Below are 23,934 nucleotides of genomic sequence, written 5' to 3' on the forward strand. Positions count from 1 at the left end.
GAAATAGGTTTTAATAGAGGTCAGGGTAAAAGTATACAGACCTGTAACTCCCCCTAATAACCCATCTTATTGAAAATGAAGGGTTACTATGGTCATTTCAGATCTGACATAGTGGTTTTGCTTTCAGTACCGTACAGTCTTTTTCCTTCCAGAATTTGCAATAGTGGTCCTGCTCAGTACTTATTTCATAGCGCAGGCGGGCCAACTTGACCTGGCAGCCGGCAGCTATAATTAAAAATAAAAATCCAGCTTTAATAGGTGCTACGCTTACAGACTTTTTAACGACTTTTTGATCAGTCCTTCTAAATCCTGCAATTGTGGTTCTGCTTTCAGTACTTTGTTTATAGCCTGTTCTGCTACATTACGGGCTATTCCCAACGTGACTAATGCATTTAACGCATCTTCCTGCATTGTATTGTTTACAGCTACAGATATTTGATGGCCAATGTCTTTTTGCTTTTTGATCTTATCTTTTAACTCAAGGATGACCCTTTGAGCTGTTTTAGCGCCAATTCCTTTAATGCTCTCCAACATCTTCGCATTCTCCATAGCGATAGCACGTTGAATATCTTCTGGTTGTAAGGAAGATAACATCATCCGGGCAGTGTTGGCACCGATGCCGGATACGCCTATCAGCAACAGAAATATCTGGCGCTCCGCATCGTCGAAAAAGCCGTATAATGTGTGGGCATCCTCTTTTATATGGAGATATGTCAGCAATTTACAGCCGTCCAGACCCTGTATGCGGGAGTACGTATTTAAACTGATCTGAACTTCATATCCTACCCCCTGAACATCTAAATGTACCATGGCAGGGGATTTATAGGACAGTTTTCCGTTTAGGTAAGCAATCATACAGGATTATTCAGGATTCTAATTTGTTGGCAAACCTAAGGATTTTTGGGAAGATGGGAGACGGGTATTTTGGCTTATAAGTTACATTTCCAAATTCTTATGTATTTTTACGGCCTGTTAAAACATCTATTTTATTAATATGAACAAAATAACGGCCGCTATTACTGCGGTAGGTGGGTATGTACCGGATTACGTTCTCTCTAACAAAGAGCTGGAAAAGCTGGTTGATACTACTGATGAATGGATCATCACCCGTACAGGAATTACAGAAAGAAGAATTCTGAAAGGCGAGGGGAAAGGAACTTCTGAGTTATGCGTACCTGTAGCGCTGGAAATATGCCGTAAAAGGGGGATCACACCTGCTGATATTGACCTCATTATTGTAGCTACTGTCACTCCCGACATGGTATTCCCTGCTACAGCGAATATCGTAGCCGACAAGATCGGTGCAAAGAATGCCTTCGGGTTCGACATTGCTGCAGCCTGCTCCGGTTTCCTCTATGCGCTGGATACAGGCGCCCGTTTCATAGAAAGTGGACGTTATAAGAAAGTAATGGTGATCGGTGCAGACAAAATGAGCTCCATCATTGACTATACTGACCGTACTACCTGCATCATATTTGGTGATGGCGGCGCCGGCGTTCTGCTGGAAGCTAATGAGGAAGGTTATGGCCTGATAGACAGCGTGCTGAAAAGCGATGGCCATGGCCGTGAGTACCTGCACATGAAGGCAGGTGGTTCTGCTAAGCCTGCTTCTATCGAAACCGTTACTAACCGCGAACACTATGTGTACCAGGAAGGTAAAATGGTATTCAAATATGCTGTAGCCAACATGGCAGACGCTGCTGCTGAAATCATGGATCGCAATAACCTGACTTCCAATGATATCGCATGGCTGGTACCGCACCAGGCCAATAAGCGCATTATCGATGCTACCGCTCACCGCATGGGTCTGCCAGAAGAAAAAGTGATGATGAATATTCAGCGTTATGGTAATACGACCGCTGGTACATTGCCGCTATGTCTCTGGGACTATGAGAAACAACTGAAGAAAGGAGATAACCTCGTATTAGCTGCTTTTGGTGGTGGATTCACCTGGGGTGCCACCTATTTGAAGTGGGCGTACGATACCAAATAATAAATTTCGATTTTTATAGTTGGCCACACAAGCCATTTCCCCCCGCTGTTGATTGCTGATGCCATAGGTATCAACAATCAACAGCGGTTATTTTTTAAATGATTCATTTTTAACTAAATGAGGGCAGTGCATAAATTAATTGCAGTTGCTCACCTGCTACATTTGCCCAAATCTGCCCACCCATCTTATCCATAAAATCTTTACAGATTATAAACCGCATTGCCAGCTCCTCCCCTTCTCCCTGTACACTATACACCGCATCTTCGTACGCAAACAAACCAGTGGCCTGCTGTGCCGTCAGTACTGTCGGAGTACTGATCACCATCACCTTCACCCTGTCTGCTTCCTGCGTTGCCACTACTTTTATATCTTTCCCAAGCGTAGCAGCACCCTGCAATAAACTTCTGTGTACAAAGTGCAACATCTCACAATCTCCTGCTACCTGCAATCCTTCCGGAATATCTGTCAATACCCCGGTGAACATTTCCCTTAGATCACAAGGCGCCGGAGCATACACAAAACCGGATAATTGTGACTTGATCCATCGCAGGATATTATCAAAGATTTCCAGCGTCTTCCTGCTGCTGTTCTCCGTATCCCGTATCAGTTGCTGTCGCAACACCGGATCTGCATCTCCATTTCTAAATAAAGCAGACACCCTGATAATATTCTGTAACGGCTCCCTGAAATCATGTGCTACTACAGAGATGAGCTTGTTTTTAAAATCATCCTGCACCTGCAACTGCCTGTTCTTGTCCGAGATTTCTGCATTCATATTTGCCAGCAGTTCCTCCTGTTGCCGCAGGTACCGATAGCTGCGATAACGGGTAAATGTAAACCCACCCAATATCATTAATACCCCCAGCAAAAAAGCAATCAGTTTTCGTCTCGCTAACCTTTGTGTATTGGCCCTCGCCAGCTTTTCCGTTTGCACTTTATTACTGAGATGCCATTCATTCAGCTCCTGTTCTTTCAGAAAATAATCCAGGTAATTCACATGCCGGCTATCTTTCATCACCTCCTGCCTGTCAGTGAGGGTCCAGAGTTCATGCCCGTATTCTGCCATTTTCGGGGCATTGTGCACCTTTGTATAATAGCGGTAAATGCTGATCACCTGTGGCAACATGAGGTCTGTATAACCGGCTATTTTGCCCAGGGCATAGATCTTTTCTTTGTAAGGAATGACATCCAGCTGATATCCTGTGTTGTAATAATTTTCAATGTGCTGCAAAATGTCGATCGCGACATAGATCAATCCATCTTTCTGCGCTTGTGTGGCCAGTGAATTGATCCATGCCACAGCTTTTGCCTGTTCTCCTTTTCTGAACAAATTATCAGCTTCGAATGCATGTATTAAATACAGATCTCTGGCACATCCTGCATAATGACCTGCAATCTTTTTTGCCTGCCGGATCGCCCATTGCACAGAATCCCTGCGCGTGGAATCATTGTCGAACCGCGTTGCATAATTAATGAGCACCAGGCTATAAATCGAATCATATACCAGCTTCTTTCCTATATCCATGGCCTGATACAGGTATTGCTCCCCTGTTTCATTCATGCCTGCCATACTATGGAATATACTCATGTTCATGAGTACCTGGCAGCTATTGCTGTTATCTTCCAGTTGCCTGTAGTATACCAGTGCTTTGCTTTCGTATTCAATGGCCTGCTTCATGTTTGCCTTGAGTGCATAGGCAATACTGAGATTATTTAAAGCATCTGCCACACCTTTCCGGTAGTTCAATCTGTTCGCCAGGTCCCTTGCCTGCACGGCATACCAGAAACAACTATCTGCATTGCTCAGGTGCCACTTCATACTCAGTTCATTCAATACATCCGTGTACACCGTACTATCATCCTCCTCCATCAGCCGCTGGCGCAGTTGCTGTACGGCGCTCTTTTGAGCACACACCACCTGCGTGATAAGGAGCAATATGACGATTAATTTTTTAAACACGGTAATGTATATGAAAATGTACTTCCTTTATCCGAACGATTTTCTGCTACGATCGTTCCACCCATTTTATCCATAAAATCCTTGCAGATGATCAGTGCCAATCCTGCACCTCCCCTGGATTGTTGTGTTCCTTTCTTTTCAGGGCGGTATTCAAATAGCCGATCCAGCATTTCTTCCCCAATTCCTTTCCCTTCATCGGCGATGCTCACAGTTACAACACCATTACTGGTAGTAGCAGTAAGGGCAATCGTACCTCTCGCCGGACTAAACTTAATCGCATTGTGCACCAGGTTTCGATGTACAAACTGCAACATCTCTTTATCTGCCAATACCTGTATATGAGGAGGCACCTGTATTATCACCTGTACCTGCTTTTCCAGCATTTCTTCTTTCATACCACCCATCGCTTCTTTGATCAGATCAGCAGGTGTACAGGGCAATGGCTGATACACAAAACCACTGAGCTGTGTCCTGATCCATCGAAGAATATTCTCAAAGATCTGCAAAGTATTTTCTGCATTATTCTCCAATCGTCTGAACAACGCTGCGGCTTCCTGTACAGAGAAAGCACCTTGTTGCAGGTAAGCAGTAATCTCAATAATCTGAATCAATGGAGAACGAAAATCATGTGCAATGAGAGAGATCAGTTTGTTCTTGAAATCATCATGTGTACGTAACAGTGCATTTTTTTCACTGATCTGTTTATTCATTTCCCGCAGCCGACCTGCATTCTTATGGGAACTGCGATGAGAGCGGTTGATATCCAGCAGCAACAAAACCAGCAGCACTAACAATACGATCAAACAAACGATAACGAGATAGCGGATCCTTGCTTCCAGGGATTTTCTATCCAGTTGTTGTTGCTGAAAATCGTGTTGCAATTGTAATTGTCGTAGTTGTTTTTCCTGCAGGTAATAATCCATGTAATCCTGTTCACCCTGCGAACGGCTTTGTTCATACAACTCCGTAATATCAGCCATCAGATCCGCATAATAATTTGCTGCTGCTGTCTGATGCCGCAGTTCATAATAGCGATAAAACTTCGCTACCACTGGTAATACAATTTCCCTGTAACCACCTTCCAGCCCAAGTCTGATCACTTCTTTCTGATAGATCATGGAGTCTGCACTATGTCGTTGTATACTATAATCTGCTAACTGTGCATAACCATAGAGGGCATGATAAAGGAATCCTTTTTTCAATGCTATTCGCACCAGGTCCTGTACTTTAGACACAGCTAATGCAGTATCTCCTTTATCATAAATTTCATCCGCCTGTAGCAACCCAGTATAAATGATCATACGGGTATGCCCACCTTTCATAGCCAGCTGATAAGCATTGGAGAGGTATTGACTGGCCAGTGCCATATGTGGCGTATCGTTGCGATAAATGAAATAGTAATTCGCCATTACTGCGGACATCACACTATCATTACGCATGCGCATGGCCATGTTCAGCGCCTGTTTGATGTAATCTTCTGCTTCTTTATGCTGGCCCTGGTAATGCTGGTACACCCCAAGTTTAATATTTACGAGGGTCATACCAGTGCTATCTTTCAGTTCTCTGAACAGTTTTAATGCATCGAGGTAAAAACGAAAGGAGAGATAACTATTGTCGCGATAGGCATAATATCCTCCCAGTCCCCTGTATACTTCTGCTTCTCCCCACTTAAAGCCAATGCGCTTGGTTACGCCTCTGGCCATGGTCAGGTATTGAAAACAGGTATCCAGCTGGCGGTTCTGGTATTTCTGTGCAAGTGCTATTAATATGCGGGAATAAACGACACTGTCTTTGGTAACAGGCAAGGTATTTTTTAGTTGCTGAATCTGGCCAAAAGCCCCTTCACAGCGAACAAGGAGTCCGACAGCCACTACTACACTGTAAAATAGTTTCCCTCTATAGTTCCCGGAGATCAAATGCCTTGTAGCTAAAAAGCTATCACGATTTTATAAGGGACAGGTCTATGCCCATTTTTGTCAAGGCCTGTACCCCTGTTGGGGTAATGTAAAAATGTTTATTGTCAGCACCATCCTTTGCAATCCAACCTTTTTCTATAAAGGCGGCTGCCAGCAATTCTCCCAGTTTACCGCCAATGTGCTCATAACAAAACTTTGCTGGCTTTGGCACATCGTTCGTTTCCTTTTTCATATTCTGCTGGTTTAGATTTCAAATACCAGTCCTCTCGTCTTTAGTTCTTCGTATTTCAGTTTATCAAACCGGTATAGGTGTGCACCTTTCTTGGAGGTGGTTTTGTCCTTTTCTTCCAGTTTTTCCAATATATTCATGGAGAGGATCTTCTTTCTGAAGTTGCGTTTGTCCAGCTCATGTTGAAAGATCTCTTCATACAAGCTGCGTAGCTGTGACAAAGTAAATTTCTCCGGCAGCAGTTCAAAACCGATGGGATGAAAGTGCGCATTGTCACGCAGTTTCTTCAGGGCATCGGCGATCATTTGCCTGTGGTCAAAGATCAGGTTAGGAATTTGATGCAGTTCCAGCCAGTGCGCACTATACGTCTGCGAAGGAACATGCTCCTGCTCTGTAATGCGGATCAACGCATAGTAAGCCATCGAGATCACTCTTGCACCTGAATCGCGCCCTACATCTCCATAACACCCTAATTGATCCATGTAAATGTTTTCCAATCCCGTGGTTTGTTTCAGTACGCGGGCAGCAGCATCGTCTACACTTTCATCTTTCTGAAGAAAACCTCCCATCAGTGACCAGTCTCCCTGCATGGGATCTACTTTTCGCTGCATGATCAGTAATTTCAGCCTTCCATTTTCAAACCCAAAAATTATACAGTCTACTGCTACCAGGTGCTGAGGAACATTTGCATAAAATGATTGTGCACTCATTGAAAATTAATTGTCTGCGTGGTTGACGGCCCTCTTAGTTATTGCAGCTGGCAAGACCGTGAACCCTGTTGTTTTTCATCTATTAGCTGCAAAGATGCTACATTTTCCTGCTACTTCCGGCACCAGAAATAACTTTTACTAAAACGACAGCCACGTGGATGCGCTGCCAATATTGGACTGGTATAGCTATTTCTTCGCGTATTCGCTATAATCAGTACCCGGAATCTTCGTCACACCGACCTGTCGTAATAGTGTGACCAACTGGCCCCGGTGATAAGTAGCATGATTGAAAACGTGCATCAGTATTTCTATAACGGTTAATTTACCATATTGTTTCTGGCTGTTGTAATAAGCTACCGTATGGGGTAATTTTACGGGGTTGATCTGCTGCACCATTTCCAGCAATTGCCGGGATATAGTGAGCCACTCATCACAAGCCGCCTCAAATGTACCTTGAAACTTAGGTGCCGGCTTCTGCGTCTGCTCCACCAACTCTATTCGTTGCTTCCACACACTTTCCGCATCCCACACATGATACACCGTCTGGCGTATGCTGGGAAAACTACTCACAACCTCCTGATCCAGCTGCGCTTCCGTTAGCTTTTTCAGTACCGTCACTAAGCGCTGATTGGCCCAAAGGTGGTAACCAGCCAGATTGAGTACGACTTCCTTCAATATTATTGAGTTTTTATTACCTTCAACAAAATACCGAAATTTTATACAACAGTAAAAATATATATGACACCCATTACCATCAGGAATGTACGAATAGAGGATTGCCCACGCTTATTGGAACTGATCAGGGAACTGGCGGAATACGAGAAAGCACCACATGAAGTGACCGTAACACTAGAACAGTTCACTGATGCCGGATTTGGAAAAAGCCCTGTCTGGAAAGCTTTTGCAGCTGTAGATGGAGATCAGATCATTGGGTTTGCCCTCTATTACATCCGCTATTCTACCTGGAAAGGTTGTCGTATGTACCTGGAAGACCTGCTGGTGACAGAAAGCTATAGGGGCAAGGGGATTGGTAAAATGCTGTTTGACAAGCTGTTGGAAGAAGCAAGGACCCAAAATTACAACGGCATGGTTTGGCAGGTACTGGAATGGAATGAACCGGCTATTAATTTTTATAAAAAATACGATGCCAGCTTCGATCCTGAGTGGTGGAATGCCAGCATCAGTTTTTAATCATCTTTGATTATGCTTTATAGATTCCACCACCTGCGCGGTATTGCTACCAGGCAACTTTGCCAGGTGTTTAATGAAGCCTTTAGTGATTATGTCATTCCTATGCAACTGACGGTTTCGTTGTTGCAGCAGAAAATGACAGGAGAAAGTATACAGCTGGATTGCTCGGCAGGAGCTTTTCAGGGGGATGAGTTGTATGGGTTTATATTGCATGGGAGGGATGAAAGCTGTCCGGAAGTGTTGTACAATGGAGGGACAGGCGTAATTCCACAGGCACGTGGGCAACATTTGGTACAGGAATTATATGAGTATTTTATACCAAAATACCAGGAGCAGGGGGTGAAGAAGATCTTGCTGGAAGTGATAGGCAGTAATAAGAAAGCGATTAAAGCTTATGAAAATGCGGGGTTTGAGCAGCAAAGGAATTTCTTGTGTTTTAAAGGGGAAATCCCTTTAAAAAAGAAAGAAAGAAAAGGGATTATTATTCAAAAAAGCGTTTTGCCTCCTGAGATCTTACTCGCTCCTTTTGCGGATCAGGTACCCAGCTGGTCGAATAGTATAGCGAGTTTGAGAAGGGAGAAACAATATACTACTACGTGGGTAGCAATTTTTGAAAATGAAATAGTAGGGTATATCAGTGTATATCTTGCCAGCAGGCGGATAAGACAGATAGGGGTGCGAAAGGATTTGCGGCGAAAAGGGATCGGAACCTCCTTAATACAACAGGTGGCCGAGGCACTAGGGAATCCTTTTAGTCTTATTAATGTGGATGAAAAAAACGAAAGCCTTATAAAATTCTTAGCACATATCGGCATGTCTCAAATACTTACCCAACAAGAAATGAAACTCTCTTTATAAAGCCGGCTGCAGGTCTCACCAAAATACAAAGAGCTTTTGCCTGCGGCAAAAGCTCTTTGTATTTGTATAGAATTACGCTTAATTAATTCCGTTTACCACAGCCTCTTTATGAATCTTCTGGATCAACCCCTGCAGCACCTTCCCAGGCCCTGCCTCTGTAAAATTAGTCGCTCCATCCGCCACCATAGCCTGCACTGACTGTGTCCACTTCACCGCTCCTGTCAACTGATCAATCAGATTCTGCTTGATCTCCTCCGGATTACTCACCGCCTTCGCTACCACATTCTGGTACACAGGACAATTAGGCGTATTAAATGTCGTCTTCTCTATCGCAGCCTTCAGCTCTTCCTTAGCCGGCGCCATCAGCGGACTATGAAAAGCCCCACCCACAGGCAATACCAGCGCACGTTTTGCACCCGCTGCCTTCATTCTTTCACAAGCCACTTCAATCCCCTTCAGTGAACCGGAAATTACCAGCTGACCGGGACAATTATAATTAGCCGCTACTACCACCTCACCGGTTTCATCACTCACCGCTTTACAAATTTCTTCCACCTTCGCATCTTCCAGGCCCAATACCGCCGCCATCGTAGAAGGATTCTGTTCACACGCCTTCTGCATAGCAGTCGCCCTGATGTAAACCAGTTTCAGCGCATCTTCAAAAGTAAGTGCACCATTCGCTACCAGCGATGAAAACTCACCCAACGAGTGACCAGCCACCATATCAGGCTTCGCACCTTCGGCTCCACACAGAAATGCAATCACACTGTGCAGAAATACAGCCGGTTGTGTTACACGGGTTTGCTTCAGGTCCTCGTCAGTACCTGTAAACATTACATCAGATATACGAAAGCCGAGGATCTCGTTCGCCTTCTCAAATAATTCTTTTGCAGTTGGATTGGTGTCATACAGGTTTTTACCCATACCCGGGAACTGAGCGCCCTGACCGGGAAATACGTAAGCTTGTTTCATTTACATTGATTTACGGTTGCCAATCAGACATATGTATTATCATTAAATACATATCTCAGTGATTAGGATTGCAAATATTCATAGTCTTTGTGATATATCAAAATTTGCATCCAATAAAAAAACCCTCTCGCCGGGAGAGGGTTCCTATTAACTTTTAAATACTCTGACCAAGTAGCCGCATGAACTCGCTTCTTGTTCTGCCATCTTCAAACTGCCCGGAAAAGGCGGAAGTAGTGGTCACCGAGTTCTGCTTCTGCACTCCTCTCATCATCATACACAGGTGCTGTGCCTCTATTACCACAGCCACACCCAGGGGTTGCAACGTATCCTGAATAGCATCCAGGATCTGGTGCGTCATGCGCTCCTGTACCTGTAGTCTTCTGGCATATACATCTACCACTCTGGCCAGTTTGCTCAGACCGGTAATATACCCGTTAGGGATATAAGCGATGTGCGCCTTACCAAAGAAAGGCAACATATGGTGCTCACACAGGGAATACAATTCGATATCTTTCACAATGACCATCTCACTATATGACTCTGTGAATTTGGCGCTGTTCAATATCTCTCTGGCATCCAGCTGATAACCTGTAGTCAGGTACTGCATTGCTTTCGCTACCCTTTCCGGTGTCTTTTGCAATCCTTCTCTTTCCACATCCTCCCCCAACAGGGAAATACTATTTTTGTAATGCTCGATAAGATCGGAAGTTACCTTCTCATCGTAAGATTCAACCTTCTTGTAAGCCATTGCTTATTTAAACTTAAGATCAATTAATGACTACCCTCCGTAATATTCCACATAGATACGGGGTGTTTCGTACAACTTGATGCAGTGGAGCTGCACGCTTTCCGGCAGGTGCGGAGCCAGCTGCTCCCAGATCCCAATAGCCAGGTTCTCCGCAGAGGTGAACTTACCAGCCATGAAATCTACATCCATATTGAGGTTGCGGTGGTCTACTTTTTCCACCACATATTCTTCGATTAAATTACCCAGTGTTTTGGCATTAAAAACAAACCCTGTTTCAGGATCAGGATTGCCTTTTACCGTAACGTGCAATTCATAATTATGACCATGCCAATTCTCGTTAGCACACTTTCCAAACACTTCTTTATTTTTTTCCTTACTCCAGGCGGGATTTGATAATTTATGTGCCGCATTGAAGTTCTCCACACGCGTTAAATAGATCATGTGATTAGCTGCGATTTTCCGCAAAAGTACAACAATTGAAGGACAAGCCAATCAGCGGGCAGATAAGGCCGGTAGGTCGCTATTCATTTTATTCCGATATTTGCATCATGAAAATTTTGGTCACTGCTGCCACACCTTTCGAGATCAAGCCATTCTCCGACTACCTGTCAGGTCATCATCACCCTGATACCCAGATCACGACACTCGTTCACGGCATCGGCATGATGCATACTGCCTACCACCTGGGCCGTCACCTTGCCGGTACTCGTCCCGACCTCGTTATACAGGCAGGTATTGCCGGCTGCTTTGATCATAGCTGGGAAATGGGCAAAACCGTGATCATAGATAAAGAGCAATTCGGCGACCTCGGTGTGGAAGACGACCAGACCTTCAAAGACCTGTTCGAAACCAACCTGTGGCAACCTGATCAACCACCGTTTACTAACAAACAACTGGTGAATCTGTTCGAAGGCGTACCACATTTACCAGCACTCGAACAGGTAAGTGGTGTTACCATCAATACCGTAAGCGGTAGCGAACGTACCCGCCAAAAACTGGTAGACAAATATAACCCCGCCGTGGAAAGTATGGAAGGCGCTGCCTTTCATTACGCCTGCCTGCTGGAAAAAATTCCTTTCTTCCAGCTCCGCAGCATCTCCAACTACGTGGAAGTACGCGATAAGTCCAAATGGAAAATTCCTTTGGCCATCCAACAACTCAACGAAACATTGATCACATATATTGAACATCTGAGACAGATACACTAGATTAACAGCGCTTTCTGCCTCCTAAAGCAAAGCATTATGGAATTAACACTCGGATTTTCCCCATGTCCCAACGATACTTTCATCTTTGACGCCATGGTGAATAACAAGATCGACACGAAAGGCTTACAATTCAACACCCGCCTCGAAGATGTGGAAACATTGAACAAATGGGCGCTGGAAGGGAAACTGGATATCACCAAACTAAGCTATGGTGTTCTTCCTAAAGTACTACATCAATACGAGCTGCTCAACAGTGGATCGGCCCTGGGTAGAGGTTGTGGCCCGCTCCTGATCGCGAAAAAACCGATCGATAAAGAAAAAATCAAGGATTGTAAAATTGCTATTCCAGGCATTAATACCACTGCTAACCTACTCTTCTCCACTGCATTTCCCGAAGCTCAAAACAAGGAAATACTGGTTTTCTCCGACATCGAAAACGCTGTATTAGATGGTCGTGTAGATGCAGGTGTGATCATTCACGAAAATAGATTCACTTATCAACAAAGAGGTCTGGTCAAAATCATTGACCTGGGTGAATACTGGGAAAGCACCACCGGCAGCCCGATTCCATTAGGTGGTATCGTGATCCGCAAGTCACTGCCTGCTGCACTGAAACAACAGGTAGACCAACTGATTCATGATAGCCTGCAGGAATCATTCAAACACTACCCGACCCTTTCTCCTTTCGTGACATCTCACGCACAGGAAATGGAAGAAAGTGTAATGCGCCAACATATAGAACTCTATGTAAATGACTTCTCCCTCGACCTGGGCGAAGCCGGCAGAGCTGCCGTAGACCGACTCATGGCAGCCGCTTTATAATATTGAAGAAGCAGTCGCGTTAACTTTTCGCGACTGCTTTTTTATATACTTCCAATACTCTTTTTCTCGCTTCTTCATGAATGACCATAGGTGTAGGATATGTTAACTGATCCAACTCAGGCACCCACTTACGCACATATTTCAAATCAGGATCAAATCGCTCTGTTTGCAATGAAGGATTAAACACCCTGAAATAAGGTGCCGCATCACATCCACATCCTGCCGCCCATTGCCAGTTGCCATTATTAGCTGCCAGATCATAATCCAGTAACTTCGCTGCAAAATAAGCCTCTCCCCATCTCCAATCTATCAGCAAATGCTTTGTTAAAAAACTCGCCGTGATCATACGCACTCTGTTGTGCATAAAACCAGTCGTATTCAATTCACGCATACCTGCATCCACAATAGGATAGCCAGTTTCACCATCACACCATTTTTTAAACTCCGCTTCATTATTTCTCCACTTTATCTTATCATATTCATTTCTGAATGACTGATGCACGACATGTGGATAATGCCACAATATCATGGAGAAGAAATCTCTCCATATCAACTCTCCTAAAAATGTTTGATTCAAATGATTCGCACGCTCTGCCAGTTCTCTCACACTGACCGTACCAAAACGCAGGTGTAATCCCAAATGTGTAGTGCCATGTATACCCGGTATATCCCTGGTTTTATCATAATTTTCAATCAGGCTATCCTTTACTTTTACACCAGGAAAATCCCGCTCACCGGCCAGGAATCCCATGGTTCGCAAAGAAGGGATACGGGTGCTTTTTTGTTTGTAGAAGTTACCGAAGTACTTTTCCACAGGATACGCTTTCAGATAAAAATCATTCAGCTTCGCTCTCCATTTTTTACTGTAAGGCGTGTAAATTGTATACGGTTCTCCGTTATCTTTCAGTACTTCATCCCTGTCAAAGATCACCTGATCTTTATACACTTTAAATCCAATTTCCTTCCCTTTCAAAAGCCTTCCGATGGCCTTATCCCGCTCACGCGCATAAGGTTCATAATCGATATTGGCATACACCGTCTGCACATCATAATGAGTGGTGTAATGCTTAAAGGCTTCTTCAGGAGTACCATAAAACACATCCAGACTGCTACCCAGTTTTGCTAATTGTTCCTGCATCTCTTCCAGGGTATCACGAATAAAAGTAACCCTGCGGTCATATTTATCTACAAGATCATTCAGAATGACAGTGTCAAATACAAATACAGGTACGACAGGATGTTCTGATTTTAAAGCATGGTACAACGCAGCATGATCCAATAATCGCAAATCACGGCGTAACCAGCACAAATTAACGGTGGGGAGCATAATAGAGGTTAGTTTTTGCAATTCTCAATGAAACATTCCGTGTACAATATTAAGACGTAATACTCAAATAAAGTATTACAAAAAATACGCCACTGCTGCGCATCTTCAGCGAATTACCATATTAATAATTGGGGGATATTCTATAATACGCCTTCATGCAGCAATTCATGTAGTATCACTGCGGTTGCATTTCCATAATTATTTTCGCGGAACTGACCTACCCATCGTACACCTGTGATGGCATTGGTGAGGAATATCTCATCTGCATTCTCCAGGTCCGCTATTGACAGGGGCTTTTCTATCACTTTAAATGGGAGGTCCATATCTATTATGTGCTTACGCATCACACCACATACACAACCTTCATTCAATGGGGGGGTGATCAGTTTTTTATCATCCACAATGAACAGGTTAGCAATAGTTGTATCAGCCACTCTGCCGTGTGCATTTAACAGGATCGTTTCATTCAAACGATGTTGTTTTCCATACATCGCTGCCATGATATAAGGCAAACAGTTATTCGACTTGATAGTAGCATATTTATCACAACTCTTACGCGCTTCCGAAAACACATCTATCACCAGGCCTTTATCATTCAGTTCCATCACCTGCCGGTCCAGTTCCCAGCTTTGAATAATAAAATTAGGATGGTTATTCACAGGGTCATAAAGACCTCCATCCGATCTGAAAATAGTGAGCCTTACCCTGGCCAGGCGATTATGATTATTCCGGCTACAAAGCTCTGCTATGAGCCGGGTAAAATAAGTTCGGGTGAAATTGTGAGGGGCATCGAAATGTAGCAGGTGCAAACTGGCCATCAATCGTTCAAAATGCAGCTCAGAAAGCAGCACTTCTCCTCTTACGGCACGCATGGTCTCAAAACATCCGTCTCCATACCGGAAAGACCGGTTGTCTGCCGTAAAAACGGGCTCAGACGCCGAAATAAACTTTCCATTATAACATGTATACACCTGTTGCACTTCGAACGCTTTTATATATTAGAAAGGAACAGAAAGGTACGAAATATTCATGTCATGCAGGCATTAGCAACCGGGGCATTTAGGCACCTATTTTGGGGACCGCTGGCAACCGGAACACCATCATCTATTACTCCCAAATGTAGCAACCTGCACCTCATCCGGATCCTTCCTAAAATAGGTAGCGGTCATCCCGGCTCATGCCAGAACAACCGCTTTATACATAGGACAGGGGCTCTTCCCGGATTTTATCCCGGAATGTACGCCAGTCTATTTTAAAAAAATTTAATAGCCCAATACGGAACCCTACAAATGCATCTGCCTGGAATTACCTATCAAGGCTGTCAGGACACTGCCGCTACATGCAATGGTTCTGCCCGGAAACTTGTTCCTGCATTGAACTTTGTTAACCCACTATAGTTGAGAGGAAGATAAAAACTGAATTTCCTTCCTTCATAACGTGGTGGCTCAGGTAAAACCTGTCAGATACCGGGATATTCAGAGATAACCCACTGTGAGACTCAATCTGCCGATATCGACTGTTAAAATTGACACAGTTTTAGTCATAGTAGTACTGTTGGATAAACAGGCAGGTTCAAAGACCTTTCAGGGCACAATACATTACACCTAATTAATAAGTATAACATAGTTCCTGATCCTGTATATCAGCATACTTAAGCCTCGTTGGCACAATAAATATTAGCGTGAAGTTGTTCACTGACAATCCGATGCATGTAGCACCTCCAATTAATTTATTTTGGTATCCCTGAAATTTTGTTCTGGCAAAATGGCCCCGTCGAAATGCTCTTTAATTGATCTTAGTTACGCTGCTGATGATGGACTCTCTCCTCTATCAGAGTTGACAAAGCAAAGATGGTATTTTTAATTTATTATACAATAGCAAGTTGTGGGTATTGCAAATTTAAAAGAGAATGCTTATCTAAAGCAAAGGCTGACCAAAAAGCAAAATGAAGGTCCTGACAATTGCTTAAACGATGACAGGGCTCCATCAGGTACCCGAATAAAATGAGGCTGACCATTACTTTTTGGTCAGCCTTTGTTATAATTTCATTTCAGGTATTTCACCACTCACTATCAAACGCCCTGCTGTCTTAGCTTTGATCTCATCGACACTCACCCCCGGCGCTCGTTCAAGTAATCGAAATCCTTCAGGTGTTACATCTAACACAGCCAGTTCTGTCACTACTTTTTTCACACAGGATACGCCTGTTAATGGCAGTGTACACTGTGGTAATAACTTACTTTCTCCTTTCGGATTTGTATGCATCATGGCAACAATAATATTTCTAGCTGAAGCGACAAGATCCATTGCCCCTCCCATTCCTTTCACCATCTTACCCGGTATTTTCCAGTTGGCAATATCTCCCGTATCAGATACTTCCATCGCACCTAATACAGTCAGATCAACTTTACCCGCTCTGATCATACCAAAGCTTTCTGCACTGTCAAAGAAACACCCCCCAGGTAATACAGTCACAGTTTCTTTTCCTGCATTGATCAGGTCTGCATCCATATCTGCTTCTTCAGGATAAGGGCCCATACCTAACATACCATTCTCTGATTGCAGCATGATAGCCACGCCATCAGGAATAAAATTAGCAACCAGTGTAGGAATGCCGATACCGAGGTTCACATACATGCCATCGCGCAGTTCCTGCGCTATTCTTTTAGCGATACTATATTTATCTAAAGACATACATTACAATTTAAATCTTAACAGTTTTGCGTTCGATACGTTTTTCGTAACCAGTGCCCTGGAAGATGCGGTGTACATATATACCCGGTACATGTATCTGGTCAGGGTCCAGTTCTCCGGGTTGTACCAGGTGCTCCACTTCCGCAATTGTAATGTTGCCTGCTTTCGCCATTGAAGTGCTGAAATTTCTCGTCGTTTTTCTGAATACCAGGTTGCCCATGGTATCGCCTTTCCAGGCTTTCACCATTGCGAAATCCGCATGCAGCGCCATTTCCATCAGGTATTGTTTACCATTGAATTCGCGCGACTCTTTGCCTATCGCAACCTCTGTACCGTAACCGGCAGGCGTAAAAAAAGCAGGAATGCCCATTCCTGCCATCTGAATACGGGTTGCGAGTGTACCCTGTGGAATCAGTTCTACTTCCAGCTCTCCGGACAACAGCTGTCTTTCAAACTCCGCATTTTCGCCTACATAAGAGGCCATCATCCTTTTGATCTGTCTTGTTTTTAGGAGCAAGCCCAATCCGAAGTCGTCTACGCCTGCATTATTAGAAATACAGGTAAGATCCTGAATACCTTTGCGTACCAGTGCCGTAATGCAGTTTTCGGGGATGCCGCACAGCCCGAAACCGCCCAGCATCAGCGTAGTTCCATCGTGGATGTCATGCAGTGCTTCATCAGCATTTGCTACAACTTTGTTCATGTTTTGGTGTTTTGAAAATTTTGGGGGCCGGAACAATGTTACTGCTTCGGCTTGAAATCAGGTTTATGGTGCCCTGGTAACCCTTCCCTTGGTAACGACTTAACGCTTCCAGGCAGTGATTTCCCGTGCATCACACCAGATCCCATTGGCACTGGGCCATTTGGCTTTGGCCTGGGAGGTGCCGGCTTTGGAGGCGTAGGCACTGGTGGATGCGCTGTAGGCAAGTTCAATTGCTTGAGAAAAGGAGTCGGCAAACCGTTCTTTTTTGAAGTTAGAACATATTGACCAAACGGTAATTCGGCAAATGGATTTTCCAGGTATGCCTTTATACGTGTCTCCTGGTCCAGGTTTTCCCTGTCGGCAGTTGCTGCCTCCATCATCATATCATACACTTCCTTCAGTCTGTCAGGGCGACTTTCGTACCAATCATAGCTCTTCTGAAACTGCGCCTGGGTCAGGTGATGCAGGTCCAGGATCTGCTTATAATATAGCTTTACCCTGTACCTGCGTACAGAATCAGGCATCGGAGTTCGTGGATCTTCATTATTAGTACTGAATGCATCTGCCATCGTCATGTCCAGCAGTACATCCCTCATTTCTTCCTTTTGCATTACACCTTCCGGCACTTTGCCAGCCTGTCCGCATGCCATTAATACTAAAACAAAGAAAACAAATACGATTCTATATTGCATAAATACTATTCCGTTATTAGCGCAAAGCTATTTCATCTGCTGATATTTCACAGCATTCGTTACATCCATTTGGGACAATAACTGTACCGCACGTGATTTTTCCTGTGGCGGTGCCTTTGAAAATATCTTTTGCAGCTCATCAGATTTAGAAGTAAAAAATACCGCCATCAGCATAGAGTTAGGTATATCCTGGTAGATGGCGTACATCATATTCAAACAGTTCAGGATCGCTCCCCTGCCCTTGTTCATGTCATCATACATCACATCCAGCCCCTGGCGGTGATATTGGTACATCACATCGTGAAAACGGGCAAACTTCACATTCAGCAGGTTGTCCTGCAGCCAATAACGGTTGCGGTTGCCTTCAAATGGTTTCCAGCCGGATACATCCTTACCATCAGGTGCGTTGTTCACAATGTTCAGGGCTTTTTTGAAAAAGTCGTCTCCACCACGGGGAGAGAAACTATCTGCATCCAGTCCCAGAATGATATACGCATAATAAGCCATAACAGCAGTAAGGTTGCTGGCGACCGGATCATTGCCGGATACCCTGTTGTCACTGAACTCCAATGGCTGAAACTCTACATAGCGAAACACGATGTTGTTGTCCTGCATGTTCAGCAGACTGCTCACATATCCTGCGTTGTACACAGGGCGGGTAGCCTGCACCGTCAAAGTCGCTTTGTAAGTATTGCTTCCCTGGTCGCCTGTTACATTCAGCAGGAAATTGCATTCTATGCGTTCAGAAGGTGTATAGACATCATCACCCCAGCGGCGACCATTCAGGAATTCCATCAGGCTTTTCTGCAGGGTGGTGAATACTTTCTTGTCAGTACCAGTGATCTGGTTGGCGTTAACAGTGACATTCACTCTCAGTTCCTGGGCCATGAGGCCGGAACCAAAGAGCAGGAATAACACTAAGCAGGTGAGGACTTTCAACTGTGGAGTATGTTGCATGTTATCATACGATTATAGAGACTATCATTGCAGTCCGATCATGGCAGTAATGGCCTTCACAATATCCTCCGCTACTTCCTGCTTGGATTTGAGCGGTAATTCGGTTGCGGTGCCCTGCCTGTCAAACAGCGTTACTTTATTAGTATCATGATTGAAACCGGCGCCTGCATCATTGAGGGAATTCATCACGACGAGGTCCAGGTTTTTCTCATGCAGTTTTTTCAGTGCATATTCCTTTTCGTTGTTGGTTTCCAGCGAGAAGCCTACAAGTACCTGACCGGCAGGTCGCTGCCCACCCAGGGTACGCAGAATGTCGGTAGTCTTTTCCAGTTCCAGGGTCATTTCGTCGCCGGCGCCTTTCTTGATCTTAATGTCGGCTACCTGTTTAGGACGATAGTCTGCTACAGCGGCGGCCATTACAACGATATTACTGTTGGCAAAATGGTTTGCACTGCTATTGAACATATCCGCTGCCGTCACGACCCTGAGTGTATGCACACCCGGATGTTTGGGGGACAGGTGGGTAGGTCCCAGCACCAAAGTTACGGCTGCTCCCGCAGCTGCCAGCGCATCGGCAATGGCGATTCCCATTTTACCACTGGAATGGTTACTGATATAACGAACAGGGTCCAGTGGTTCTTGTGTAGGCCCTGCAGTTACCAGTGCTTTTTTTCCTTTCAGGGGTTGATGGGCGCTAAAATATTGTTGCAGGAAGGCGATAATATGTTCAGGTTCAGCCATTCTTCCTTCGCCAAAGAGGCCACTGGCCAGCTCTCCCTTTTCAACCGGCAGTTGCTGGTGACCGTAAGAAAGCAGTTTTTCCACATTGGCACGGGTGGCAGGATGGTGCCACATATCTTCGTCCATGGCAGGTGCAAAAAGTACAGGACAGGTGGCCGAGAGGTAGGTGGCCATCAGGAGGTTATCACAGAGCCCTGTAGCCATCTTGGCCAGGGTATTGGCCGAAGCGGGGGCTATGAGCATCACGTCGGCCCAGCGGCCCAGCATGACGTGGTTGTTCCAGCTTGAGTTATCACTGATGGTCACAGGCACCTCATTTTTCGATAAGGTCGCCAATGTGAGCGGGGTGATAAAATCACAGGCAGATGGTGTCATCACCACCTTTACTTCAGCTCCTTCCTTTACCAGCAACCGCACGATGGTAGCAGCTTTGTAAGCGGCTATACTTGCGGACACACCCAATAGTATTTTTTTTCCTTGCAACATGTAGCGTATACCAATTATAAAAAAGGCGACAGAAATAGATTTCTGCCGCCATGAAGGTAGATATTTTTTCAGTACACGCGATTAGCTGTACAGGTCATCATCATTTCTTCTGAAGTAGATCTTGTCTTCCAGGAATTCCATGGTAGCCTGGATAGCAGGGTTTGCCATCCTCTCATAGAAACGGGAGATTTCGATCTGTTCTTTATTCTCATGCACTTCCTCCAGGTTGTCTGTATGACTTGCAAATTCTTCCAGTTTAGAGTGCAGCTCTTCCTTCACAGATATGTTGATCTGATTGGCGCGTTTAGCGATTACTGCAATGGATTCATACAGGTTGCCAGTTTTGCCTTTGATCTCGGTAGTATTTTTAGTTTCTACCATTGGATTAAGACTGCTGGTAAGACCTCTTTTTATTTTGCTCATTCTCCAGAGAATTAATTATTGATTATTAATATTGTTAAGGGTATTGTTTGTTTCCTTCGCATTTTTGGTTGCTTTCGCTTTCTTCCTTTCCTGTTTCTTACTAACCGGTGCGTTCAGATTATCTATATCCTTGATATTGCTTTGTGCTAAGGTATACCATTTTTCGGCATCTGGCTTCAGATGGCTGGAAGAATAATGGTCGGCGAAGTCCAGGTACTCAGCTACCACGTCTTCATAGCGCTCTTTCTGCTTATCCCATATGCTGTGTTCGGCATACTTGAAATAAGCTTTGATAGCCATGTACTTATATCCATCGCTCTTGTCGGAATCAGGATAGTTGCGCATCAGACTTTTGAAGCTGATAGCGGCAGCTTTATAATAACCCAGGTTGTAGTACAATTCTGCGTTATTATATTCTTTCCTTTCCAGTTTCTGACGGCACAGCTCGATCACCAGGTTACCTTCAGCCACCTTGTCGGAGGTTGGATAGTTGTTGATAAAGGTCTGCATGGCAGAAATGGCTTTGATGGTATTCGCCTGGTCCAGTGGGATTTTTGGAGATTGCTTGTAGTAGCAATAAGCCTGCATATAATCCATCTCTACTGCTCTTGGACTGTTAGGGAAGTTGTCAAGGTAGTTTTTAAAGTAAAACCCTGCCTGAACATAATCCTTTAGTTTATAAGAGCAATAGCAATAGTTGTAATAAATCGGCTCATATTTCTCCGTTCCCTTGTAAACCTGGAACAGGGATTCATACAGGGACTGCGCGGTCATGTACTTCTTTTTCTCGTACATTTTGTTCGCGTAAGCCAGTTTGGCTTCGTAATCCTTGCTTTTTTCGATCTTGCGCAGCTCCATATTACAGGACGATGCGAAAACAATTACTAAGAGACTGATAAAAAAAGAAAATTTCTGCATTTTCCGCATAAAGAGGGCAAAGTTAAGAATTAAATGTAAATGTAAGATAGGGTAGCAAATACAGCTGTTAAAATTTTGCAAAAACACATTTTCCCACCAAAAAGGTTTTTTGACGGGTATAAGGTCTGTTCGAGTGCTGTTCGAGTGTTCTTCGAGTGTTCTTCGAGTGCTGTTCGAGTGCTGTTCGAGTGTTGTTCGACGCTTCTTCGATGCTTCTTCGATGCTTGTTCGACTAAAGCAGAAAATGTCAACAAAATTAATAAACATTACTAACCAGTGAATTAACACACTTACCAACATATATCCACACAGTTTTCACATATTATCAACATACATTCCCACAGAATAAACACAAGCTCATCAATAAACCATTCAAAACCCCATTATTATAGGCGGATAAATACTGTGGAAAAAATTTATAATTCATTTTTTCGTTAGAGAGTGGGAAAAAGTGTTATTTTGTGTTAGAAAATGGAATTCAAGGACTTTCGCCCCCAAGTATGACAGGTTTTCTGGGAGAATATGAAGCAACGCTTGACGCAAAAGGACGCTTTCTCCTTCCCGCTGGCTTTAAAAAGCAGCTGGCAGAAGGCGCCGGGGAACAGTTTGTCATCAACCGAGGGTTTGAAAAATGTCTGTCCTTGTATCCCATGAACGAATGGCAACCAATTTTCGAAAAGATCAGTAAGCTGAACGATTTCGATCCGAAAGTAAGGGAATTCCGCCGCTACTTTCTAAACGGAGCCACCATTTGTGAACTGGATAGTGCAGGCAGATTATTGGTGCCAAAAAACCTGATGGCTTATGCATCGCTCGATAAAGAGATCGTGCTTTCAGCAGCCAGCAACAAGATTGAAATCTGGGATAAAACAAAATACCAGGAGTTCTTTGAAAATTTCTCACCAGGAGCCTTCAGTGACCTTGCAATGCAGGTCATGGGAGGTGGAGATAACAATATTTCGATTTAACAGCTATTATGGGAGAAGCGTCACAATATCACCTACCCGTTCTGCTGAATGAAGTGGTCAGTCATCTGCAAATCAATCCCGAAGGGACTTACGTAGATGCCACTTTTGGAGGCGGCGGTCATTCCAGAGCCATTCTGGAACAACTGAACGAAAACGGAAGGCTCATCGTGTTTGATCAGGACGAAGATGCTTATAATAACCGGATAGAAGACCCAAGGGTCACTTTTGTACAACAAAACTTCAGACACCTGCAAAGGTTCCTTAAACTGTACAAAGTTCCTCCGGTTGACGGCCTCCTCGCAGATCTGGGCGTTTCATCATGGCAGTTCGATACAGCAGAAAGAGGATTTAGTATCCGGTTCGACGGAGATCTGGATATGCGCATGGACAAAAGAACAACCCTCACAGCAGCAGCGCTGCTACAATCCTACTCAGAACAGGAATTACACCTCCTGTTCCAGAACTACGGAGAAGTAACCAACGCACGCACACTGGCTAAAACAATAGTCACAGAGCGAAAAGCCCGCCCAATGAGGACTATTAACGAGTTCAAATCCGTTATTCAGCCAATCGTAAAAGGCAATCCGCAGAAATACCTCGCACAGGTATTCCAGGCACTCAGGATCGCCGTCAACGACGAACTGGGCGCCCTGAAAGATTTGCTCACACAAGCAACGGAAGTATTAAAACCGGGCGGTAAACTGGCTATCATAACTTTCCATTCACTGGAAGACAGACTGGTGAAGAACTTTATGAAAACAGGACAATTTGAGGTGCAGGACGATCCATTTTCTTTTACCACACCCCCCAAATTGTACCGGTTAGATACAAAAAAACCAGTCACCGCTGGCCCCGAAGAATTAAAACGTAATTCCCGGTCCCGCAGCGCAAAACTAAGGGTAGCCGAAAAGTTATAACAGATCCGGACTGACGAGTATTTAAAAGGGTACAACTAGAAATTTAGAAAACTAGAAAACTAGAAAAAGCGTCAATCCCCCAATCACGATGATCATGTGCGAAGGATGTTATACCATATCATTCACGTTGACTAATAAAACCGAGCTGTTTGGAACAGGAAGAACATATACCAGTCGCAGAATTACCGGATGAACCGGAACAGAAAAGAGAATGGCGCCTGCGTATCAATTACGCAGCCATCACGCAAAATATGCCCTTTATACTGTTCCTTTCCGCACTCGCACTGATCTATATCGCTAATAGTCACCTGGCTGAAAAAAAAATCCGCCAGATCAACAAACTGGGACGTGAGATCAAAGAGCTGAAATGGGAATACCTCAATGTGAAAAGTGAATTGATGTTCCGTAGCAAAATGAGTGAAGTCAGCAAATCAGTGGAACCATGGGGCCTCAAGCCGCTAAGTTCCCCACCCCAAAAAATCGTACTGAAGAAACAGTAAT

Annotated in this window: 26 protein-coding genes; 8 read left to right on the top strand and 18 right to left on the bottom strand. The window is 44.3% G+C overall.

Going from position 1 to position 23,934, the window contains the following annotated elements:
• Positions 1 to 267: 267 nt before the first annotated feature.
• On the bottom strand, positions 268 to 855 hold the full coding sequence (gene ruvA / locus QQL36_RS01310) for a Holliday junction branch migration protein RuvA (RefSeq protein WP_321568648.1): 588 nt from the start codon (positions 853 to 855) through the stop codon (positions 268 to 270).
• A gap of 139 nt (positions 856 to 994) precedes the next feature.
• On the opposite strand from ruvA, the gene QQL36_RS01315 reads away from it, so the two are divergent.
• A complete protein-coding gene (locus QQL36_RS01315; protein WP_083725600.1) occupies positions 995 to 1,993 on the top strand; it encodes a beta-ketoacyl-ACP synthase III in 999 nt (332 codons plus the stop codon).
• A 109-nt stretch (positions 1,994 to 2,102) separates the two neighbouring features.
• Here QQL36_RS01315 and QQL36_RS01320 read toward each other — a convergent pair whose 3' ends face one another.
• From QQL36_RS01320 to QQL36_RS01340, 5 genes are all read right to left on the bottom strand, one after another.
• Positions 2,103 to 3,953, bottom strand: coding sequence for a hypothetical protein (locus tag QQL36_RS01320; protein WP_321568649.1), 1,851 nt, complete (start codon positions 3,951 to 3,953; stop codon positions 2,103 to 2,105).
• Positions 3,938 to 5,824, bottom strand: a complete 1,887-nt coding sequence (locus QQL36_RS01325; RefSeq protein WP_321568650.1) for a tetratricopeptide repeat-containing sensor histidine kinase — start codon at positions 5,822 to 5,824, stop codon at positions 3,938 to 3,940. The genes QQL36_RS01320 and QQL36_RS01325 overlap by 16 nt, the downstream gene beginning before the upstream one ends.
• A gap of 67 nt (positions 5,825 to 5,891) precedes the next feature.
• Positions 5,892 to 6,101: an ArsR family transcriptional regulator gene (locus QQL36_RS01330; protein WP_083725606.1), complete on the bottom strand. Its 210-nt coding sequence runs from the start codon at positions 6,099 to 6,101 to the stop codon at positions 5,892 to 5,894.
• 11 nt (positions 6,102 to 6,112) lie between these two features.
• Positions 6,113 to 6,808, bottom strand: coding sequence for an NUDIX hydrolase (locus tag QQL36_RS01335; RefSeq protein ID WP_083725608.1), 696 nt, complete (start codon positions 6,806 to 6,808; stop codon positions 6,113 to 6,115).
• A 186-nt stretch (positions 6,809 to 6,994) separates the two neighbouring features.
• A complete protein-coding gene (locus QQL36_RS01340) occupies positions 6,995 to 7,483 on the bottom strand; it encodes a DinB family protein (protein WP_321568651.1) in 489 nt (162 codons plus the stop codon).
• Between the two features lie 63 nt (positions 7,484 to 7,546).
• Between QQL36_RS01340 and QQL36_RS01345 the strand changes: the two genes are divergently transcribed.
• Both QQL36_RS01345 and QQL36_RS01350 read left to right on the top strand, forming a co-directional pair.
• Positions 7,547 to 7,999, top strand: coding sequence for a GNAT family N-acetyltransferase (locus QQL36_RS01345; protein WP_083725612.1), 453 nt, complete (start codon positions 7,547 to 7,549; stop codon positions 7,997 to 7,999).
• Between the two features lie 12 nt (positions 8,000 to 8,011).
• Entirely contained in the window at positions 8,012 to 8,857 is an 846-nt protein-coding gene (locus tag QQL36_RS01350) for a GNAT family N-acetyltransferase (RefSeq protein WP_083725614.1), read from the top strand.
• A gap of 78 nt (positions 8,858 to 8,935) precedes the next feature.
• On the opposite strand, the gene fabD is transcribed toward QQL36_RS01350, so the two are convergent.
• From fabD to QQL36_RS01365, 3 genes are all read right to left on the bottom strand, one after another.
• On the bottom strand, positions 8,936 to 9,829 hold the full coding sequence (fabD, locus tag QQL36_RS01355; protein ID WP_083725687.1) for an ACP S-malonyltransferase: 894 nt from the start codon (positions 9,827 to 9,829) through the stop codon (positions 8,936 to 8,938).
• Between the two features lie 154 nt (positions 9,830 to 9,983).
• Positions 9,984 to 10,577: a GTP cyclohydrolase I FolE gene (folE, locus tag QQL36_RS01360; RefSeq protein WP_321568652.1), complete on the bottom strand. Its 594-nt coding sequence runs from the start codon at positions 10,575 to 10,577 to the stop codon at positions 9,984 to 9,986.
• Positions 10,578 to 10,607: 30 nt separating this feature from the next.
• A complete protein-coding gene (locus tag QQL36_RS01365; RefSeq protein ID WP_083725618.1) occupies positions 10,608 to 11,018 on the bottom strand; it encodes a 6-pyruvoyl trahydropterin synthase family protein in 411 nt (136 codons plus the stop codon).
• A 35-nt stretch (positions 11,019 to 11,053) separates the two neighbouring features.
• On the opposite strand from QQL36_RS01365, the gene mqnB reads away from it, so the two are divergent.
• Both mqnB and QQL36_RS01375 read left to right on the top strand, forming a co-directional pair.
• On the top strand, positions 11,054 to 11,785 hold the full coding sequence (gene mqnB, locus QQL36_RS01370; RefSeq protein ID WP_143708944.1) for a futalosine hydrolase: 732 nt from the start codon (positions 11,054 to 11,056) through the stop codon (positions 11,783 to 11,785).
• Positions 11,786 to 11,821: 36 nt separating this feature from the next.
• Complete coding sequence (locus tag QQL36_RS01375; protein ID WP_321568653.1) at positions 11,822 to 12,607, top strand: 1,4-dihydroxy-6-naphthoate synthase; 786 nt, start codon at positions 11,822 to 11,824, stop codon at positions 12,605 to 12,607.
• Positions 12,608 to 12,626: 19 nt separating this feature from the next.
• On the opposite strand, the gene QQL36_RS01380 is transcribed toward QQL36_RS01375, so the two are convergent.
• From QQL36_RS01380 to QQL36_RS01420, 9 genes are all read right to left on the bottom strand, one after another.
• On the bottom strand, positions 12,627 to 13,934 hold the full coding sequence (locus tag QQL36_RS01380) for a deoxyribodipyrimidine photo-lyase (RefSeq protein WP_321568654.1): 1,308 nt from the start codon (positions 13,932 to 13,934) through the stop codon (positions 12,627 to 12,629).
• Between the two features lie 140 nt (positions 13,935 to 14,074).
• Positions 14,075 to 14,914, bottom strand: coding sequence for an aminotransferase class IV (locus QQL36_RS01385; RefSeq protein ID WP_143708945.1), 840 nt, complete (start codon positions 14,912 to 14,914; stop codon positions 14,075 to 14,077).
• 1,057 nt (positions 14,915 to 15,971) lie between these two features.
• Positions 15,972 to 16,628 carry a 3-oxoacid CoA-transferase subunit B gene (locus QQL36_RS01390; protein WP_083725628.1) on the bottom strand — a complete coding sequence of 219 codons (657 nt, stop codon included), beginning with the start codon at positions 16,626 to 16,628 and terminating at the stop codon, positions 15,972 to 15,974.
• A gap of 10 nt (positions 16,629 to 16,638) precedes the next feature.
• Complete coding sequence (locus QQL36_RS01395; protein ID WP_321568655.1) at positions 16,639 to 17,331, bottom strand: CoA transferase subunit A; 693 nt, start codon at positions 17,329 to 17,331, stop codon at positions 16,639 to 16,641.
• Positions 17,332 to 17,369: 38 nt separating this feature from the next.
• Positions 17,370 to 18,023, bottom strand: coding sequence for a DUF4296 domain-containing protein (locus QQL36_RS01400; RefSeq protein ID WP_321568656.1), 654 nt, complete (start codon positions 18,021 to 18,023; stop codon positions 17,370 to 17,372).
• A 27-nt stretch (positions 18,024 to 18,050) separates the two neighbouring features.
• Positions 18,051 to 18,980, bottom strand: coding sequence for a DUF4835 family protein (locus tag QQL36_RS01405; RefSeq protein WP_083725634.1), 930 nt, complete (start codon positions 18,978 to 18,980; stop codon positions 18,051 to 18,053).
• Positions 18,981 to 19,004: 24 nt separating this feature from the next.
• The gene (coaBC, locus tag QQL36_RS01410; protein ID WP_321568657.1) at positions 19,005 to 20,207 is read right to left on the bottom strand and encodes a bifunctional phosphopantothenoylcysteine decarboxylase/phosphopantothenate--cysteine ligase CoaBC; all 1,203 of its coding nucleotides are present in this window, start codon (positions 20,205 to 20,207) and stop codon (positions 19,005 to 19,007) included.
• Between the two features lie 81 nt (positions 20,208 to 20,288).
• Complete coding sequence (locus QQL36_RS01415; protein WP_072359134.1) at positions 20,289 to 20,630, bottom strand: DNA-directed RNA polymerase subunit omega; 342 nt, start codon at positions 20,628 to 20,630, stop codon at positions 20,289 to 20,291.
• 15 nt (positions 20,631 to 20,645) lie between these two features.
• Positions 20,646 to 21,548, bottom strand: a complete 903-nt coding sequence (locus QQL36_RS01420; protein ID WP_083725638.1) for an outer membrane protein assembly factor BamD — start codon at positions 21,546 to 21,548, stop codon at positions 20,646 to 20,648.
• Between the two features lie 461 nt (positions 21,549 to 22,009).
• Between QQL36_RS01420 and mraZ the strand changes: the two genes are divergently transcribed.
• From mraZ to QQL36_RS01435, 3 genes are all read left to right on the top strand, one after another.
• On the top strand, positions 22,010 to 22,516 hold the full coding sequence (gene mraZ, locus QQL36_RS01425; protein ID WP_235643921.1) for a division/cell wall cluster transcriptional repressor MraZ: 507 nt from the start codon (positions 22,010 to 22,012) through the stop codon (positions 22,514 to 22,516).
• An 8-nt stretch (positions 22,517 to 22,524) separates the two neighbouring features.
• Positions 22,525 to 23,433, top strand: a complete 909-nt coding sequence (gene rsmH / locus QQL36_RS01430) for a 16S rRNA (cytosine(1402)-N(4))-methyltransferase RsmH (RefSeq protein WP_321568658.1) — start codon at positions 22,525 to 22,527, stop codon at positions 23,431 to 23,433.
• A gap of 149 nt (positions 23,434 to 23,582) precedes the next feature.
• Positions 23,583 to 23,933, top strand: a complete 351-nt coding sequence (locus QQL36_RS01435; RefSeq protein ID WP_083725644.1) for an FtsL-like putative cell division protein — start codon at positions 23,583 to 23,585, stop codon at positions 23,931 to 23,933.
• The last annotated feature ends 1 nt before the right edge of the window (position 23,934 follow it).

The organism is Chitinophaga sp. LS1 (assembly GCF_034274695.1).
Taxonomy (GTDB): domain Bacteria; phylum Bacteroidota; class Bacteroidia; order Chitinophagales; family Chitinophagaceae; genus Chitinophaga.

Bases quoted from the DNA above. Each gene is read 5' to 3' on its own strand.
- rsmH (WP_321568658.1), top strand. From the start codon at position 22,525: ATGGGAGAAGCGTCACAATATCACCTACCCGTTCTGCTGAATGAAGTG.
- QQL36_RS01400 (WP_321568656.1), bottom strand. From the start codon at position 18,023: ATGCAATATAGAATCGTATTTGTTTTCTTTGTTTTAGTATTAATGGCA.
- QQL36_RS01390 (WP_083725628.1), bottom strand. From the start codon at position 16,628: ATGTCTTTAGATAAATATAGTATCGCTAAAAGAATAGCGCAGGAACTG.
- QQL36_RS01380 (WP_321568654.1), bottom strand. From the start codon at position 13,934: ATGCTCCCCACCGTTAATTTGTGCTGGTTACGCCGTGATTTGCGATTA.
- QQL36_RS01395 (WP_321568655.1), bottom strand. From the start codon at position 17,331: ATGAACAAAGTTGTAGCAAATGCTGATGAAGCACTGCATGACATCCAC.
- QQL36_RS01375 (WP_321568653.1), top strand. From the start codon at position 11,822: ATGGAATTAACACTCGGATTTTCCCCATGTCCCAACGATACTTTCATC.
- QQL36_RS01365 (WP_083725618.1), bottom strand. From the start codon at position 11,018: ATGATCTATTTAACGCGTGTGGAGAACTTCAATGCGGCACATAAATTA.
- QQL36_RS01420 (WP_083725638.1), bottom strand. From the start codon at position 21,548: ATGCAGAAATTTTCTTTTTTTATCAGTCTCTTAGTAATTGTTTTCGCA.
- QQL36_RS01335 (WP_083725608.1), bottom strand. From the start codon at position 6,808: ATGAGTGCACAATCATTTTATGCAAATGTTCCTCAGCACCTGGTAGCA.
- folE (WP_321568652.1), bottom strand. From the start codon at position 10,577: ATGGCTTACAAGAAGGTTGAATCTTACGATGAGAAGGTAACTTCCGAT.
- QQL36_RS01315 (WP_083725600.1), top strand. From the start codon at position 995: ATGAACAAAATAACGGCCGCTATTACTGCGGTAGGTGGGTATGTACCG.
- coaBC (WP_321568657.1), bottom strand. From the start codon at position 20,207: ATGTTGCAAGGAAAAAAAATACTATTGGGTGTGTCCGCAAGTATAGCC.
- fabD (WP_083725687.1), bottom strand. From the start codon at position 9,829: ATGAAACAAGCTTACGTATTTCCCGGTCAGGGCGCTCAGTTCCCGGGT.
- QQL36_RS01330 (WP_083725606.1), bottom strand. From the start codon at position 6,101: ATGAAAAAGGAAACGAACGATGTGCCAAAGCCAGCAAAGTTTTGTTAT.
- QQL36_RS01350 (WP_083725614.1), top strand. From the start codon at position 8,012: ATGCTTTATAGATTCCACCACCTGCGCGGTATTGCTACCAGGCAACTT.
- QQL36_RS01345 (WP_083725612.1), top strand. From the start codon at position 7,547: ATGACACCCATTACCATCAGGAATGTACGAATAGAGGATTGCCCACGC.
- QQL36_RS01405 (WP_083725634.1), bottom strand. From the start codon at position 18,980: ATGCAACATACTCCACAGTTGAAAGTCCTCACCTGCTTAGTGTTATTC.
- ruvA (WP_321568648.1), bottom strand. From the start codon at position 855: ATGATTGCTTACCTAAACGGAAAACTGTCCTATAAATCCCCTGCCATG.
- QQL36_RS01415 (WP_072359134.1), bottom strand. From the start codon at position 20,630: ATGAGCAAAATAAAAAGAGGTCTTACCAGCAGTCTTAATCCAATGGTA.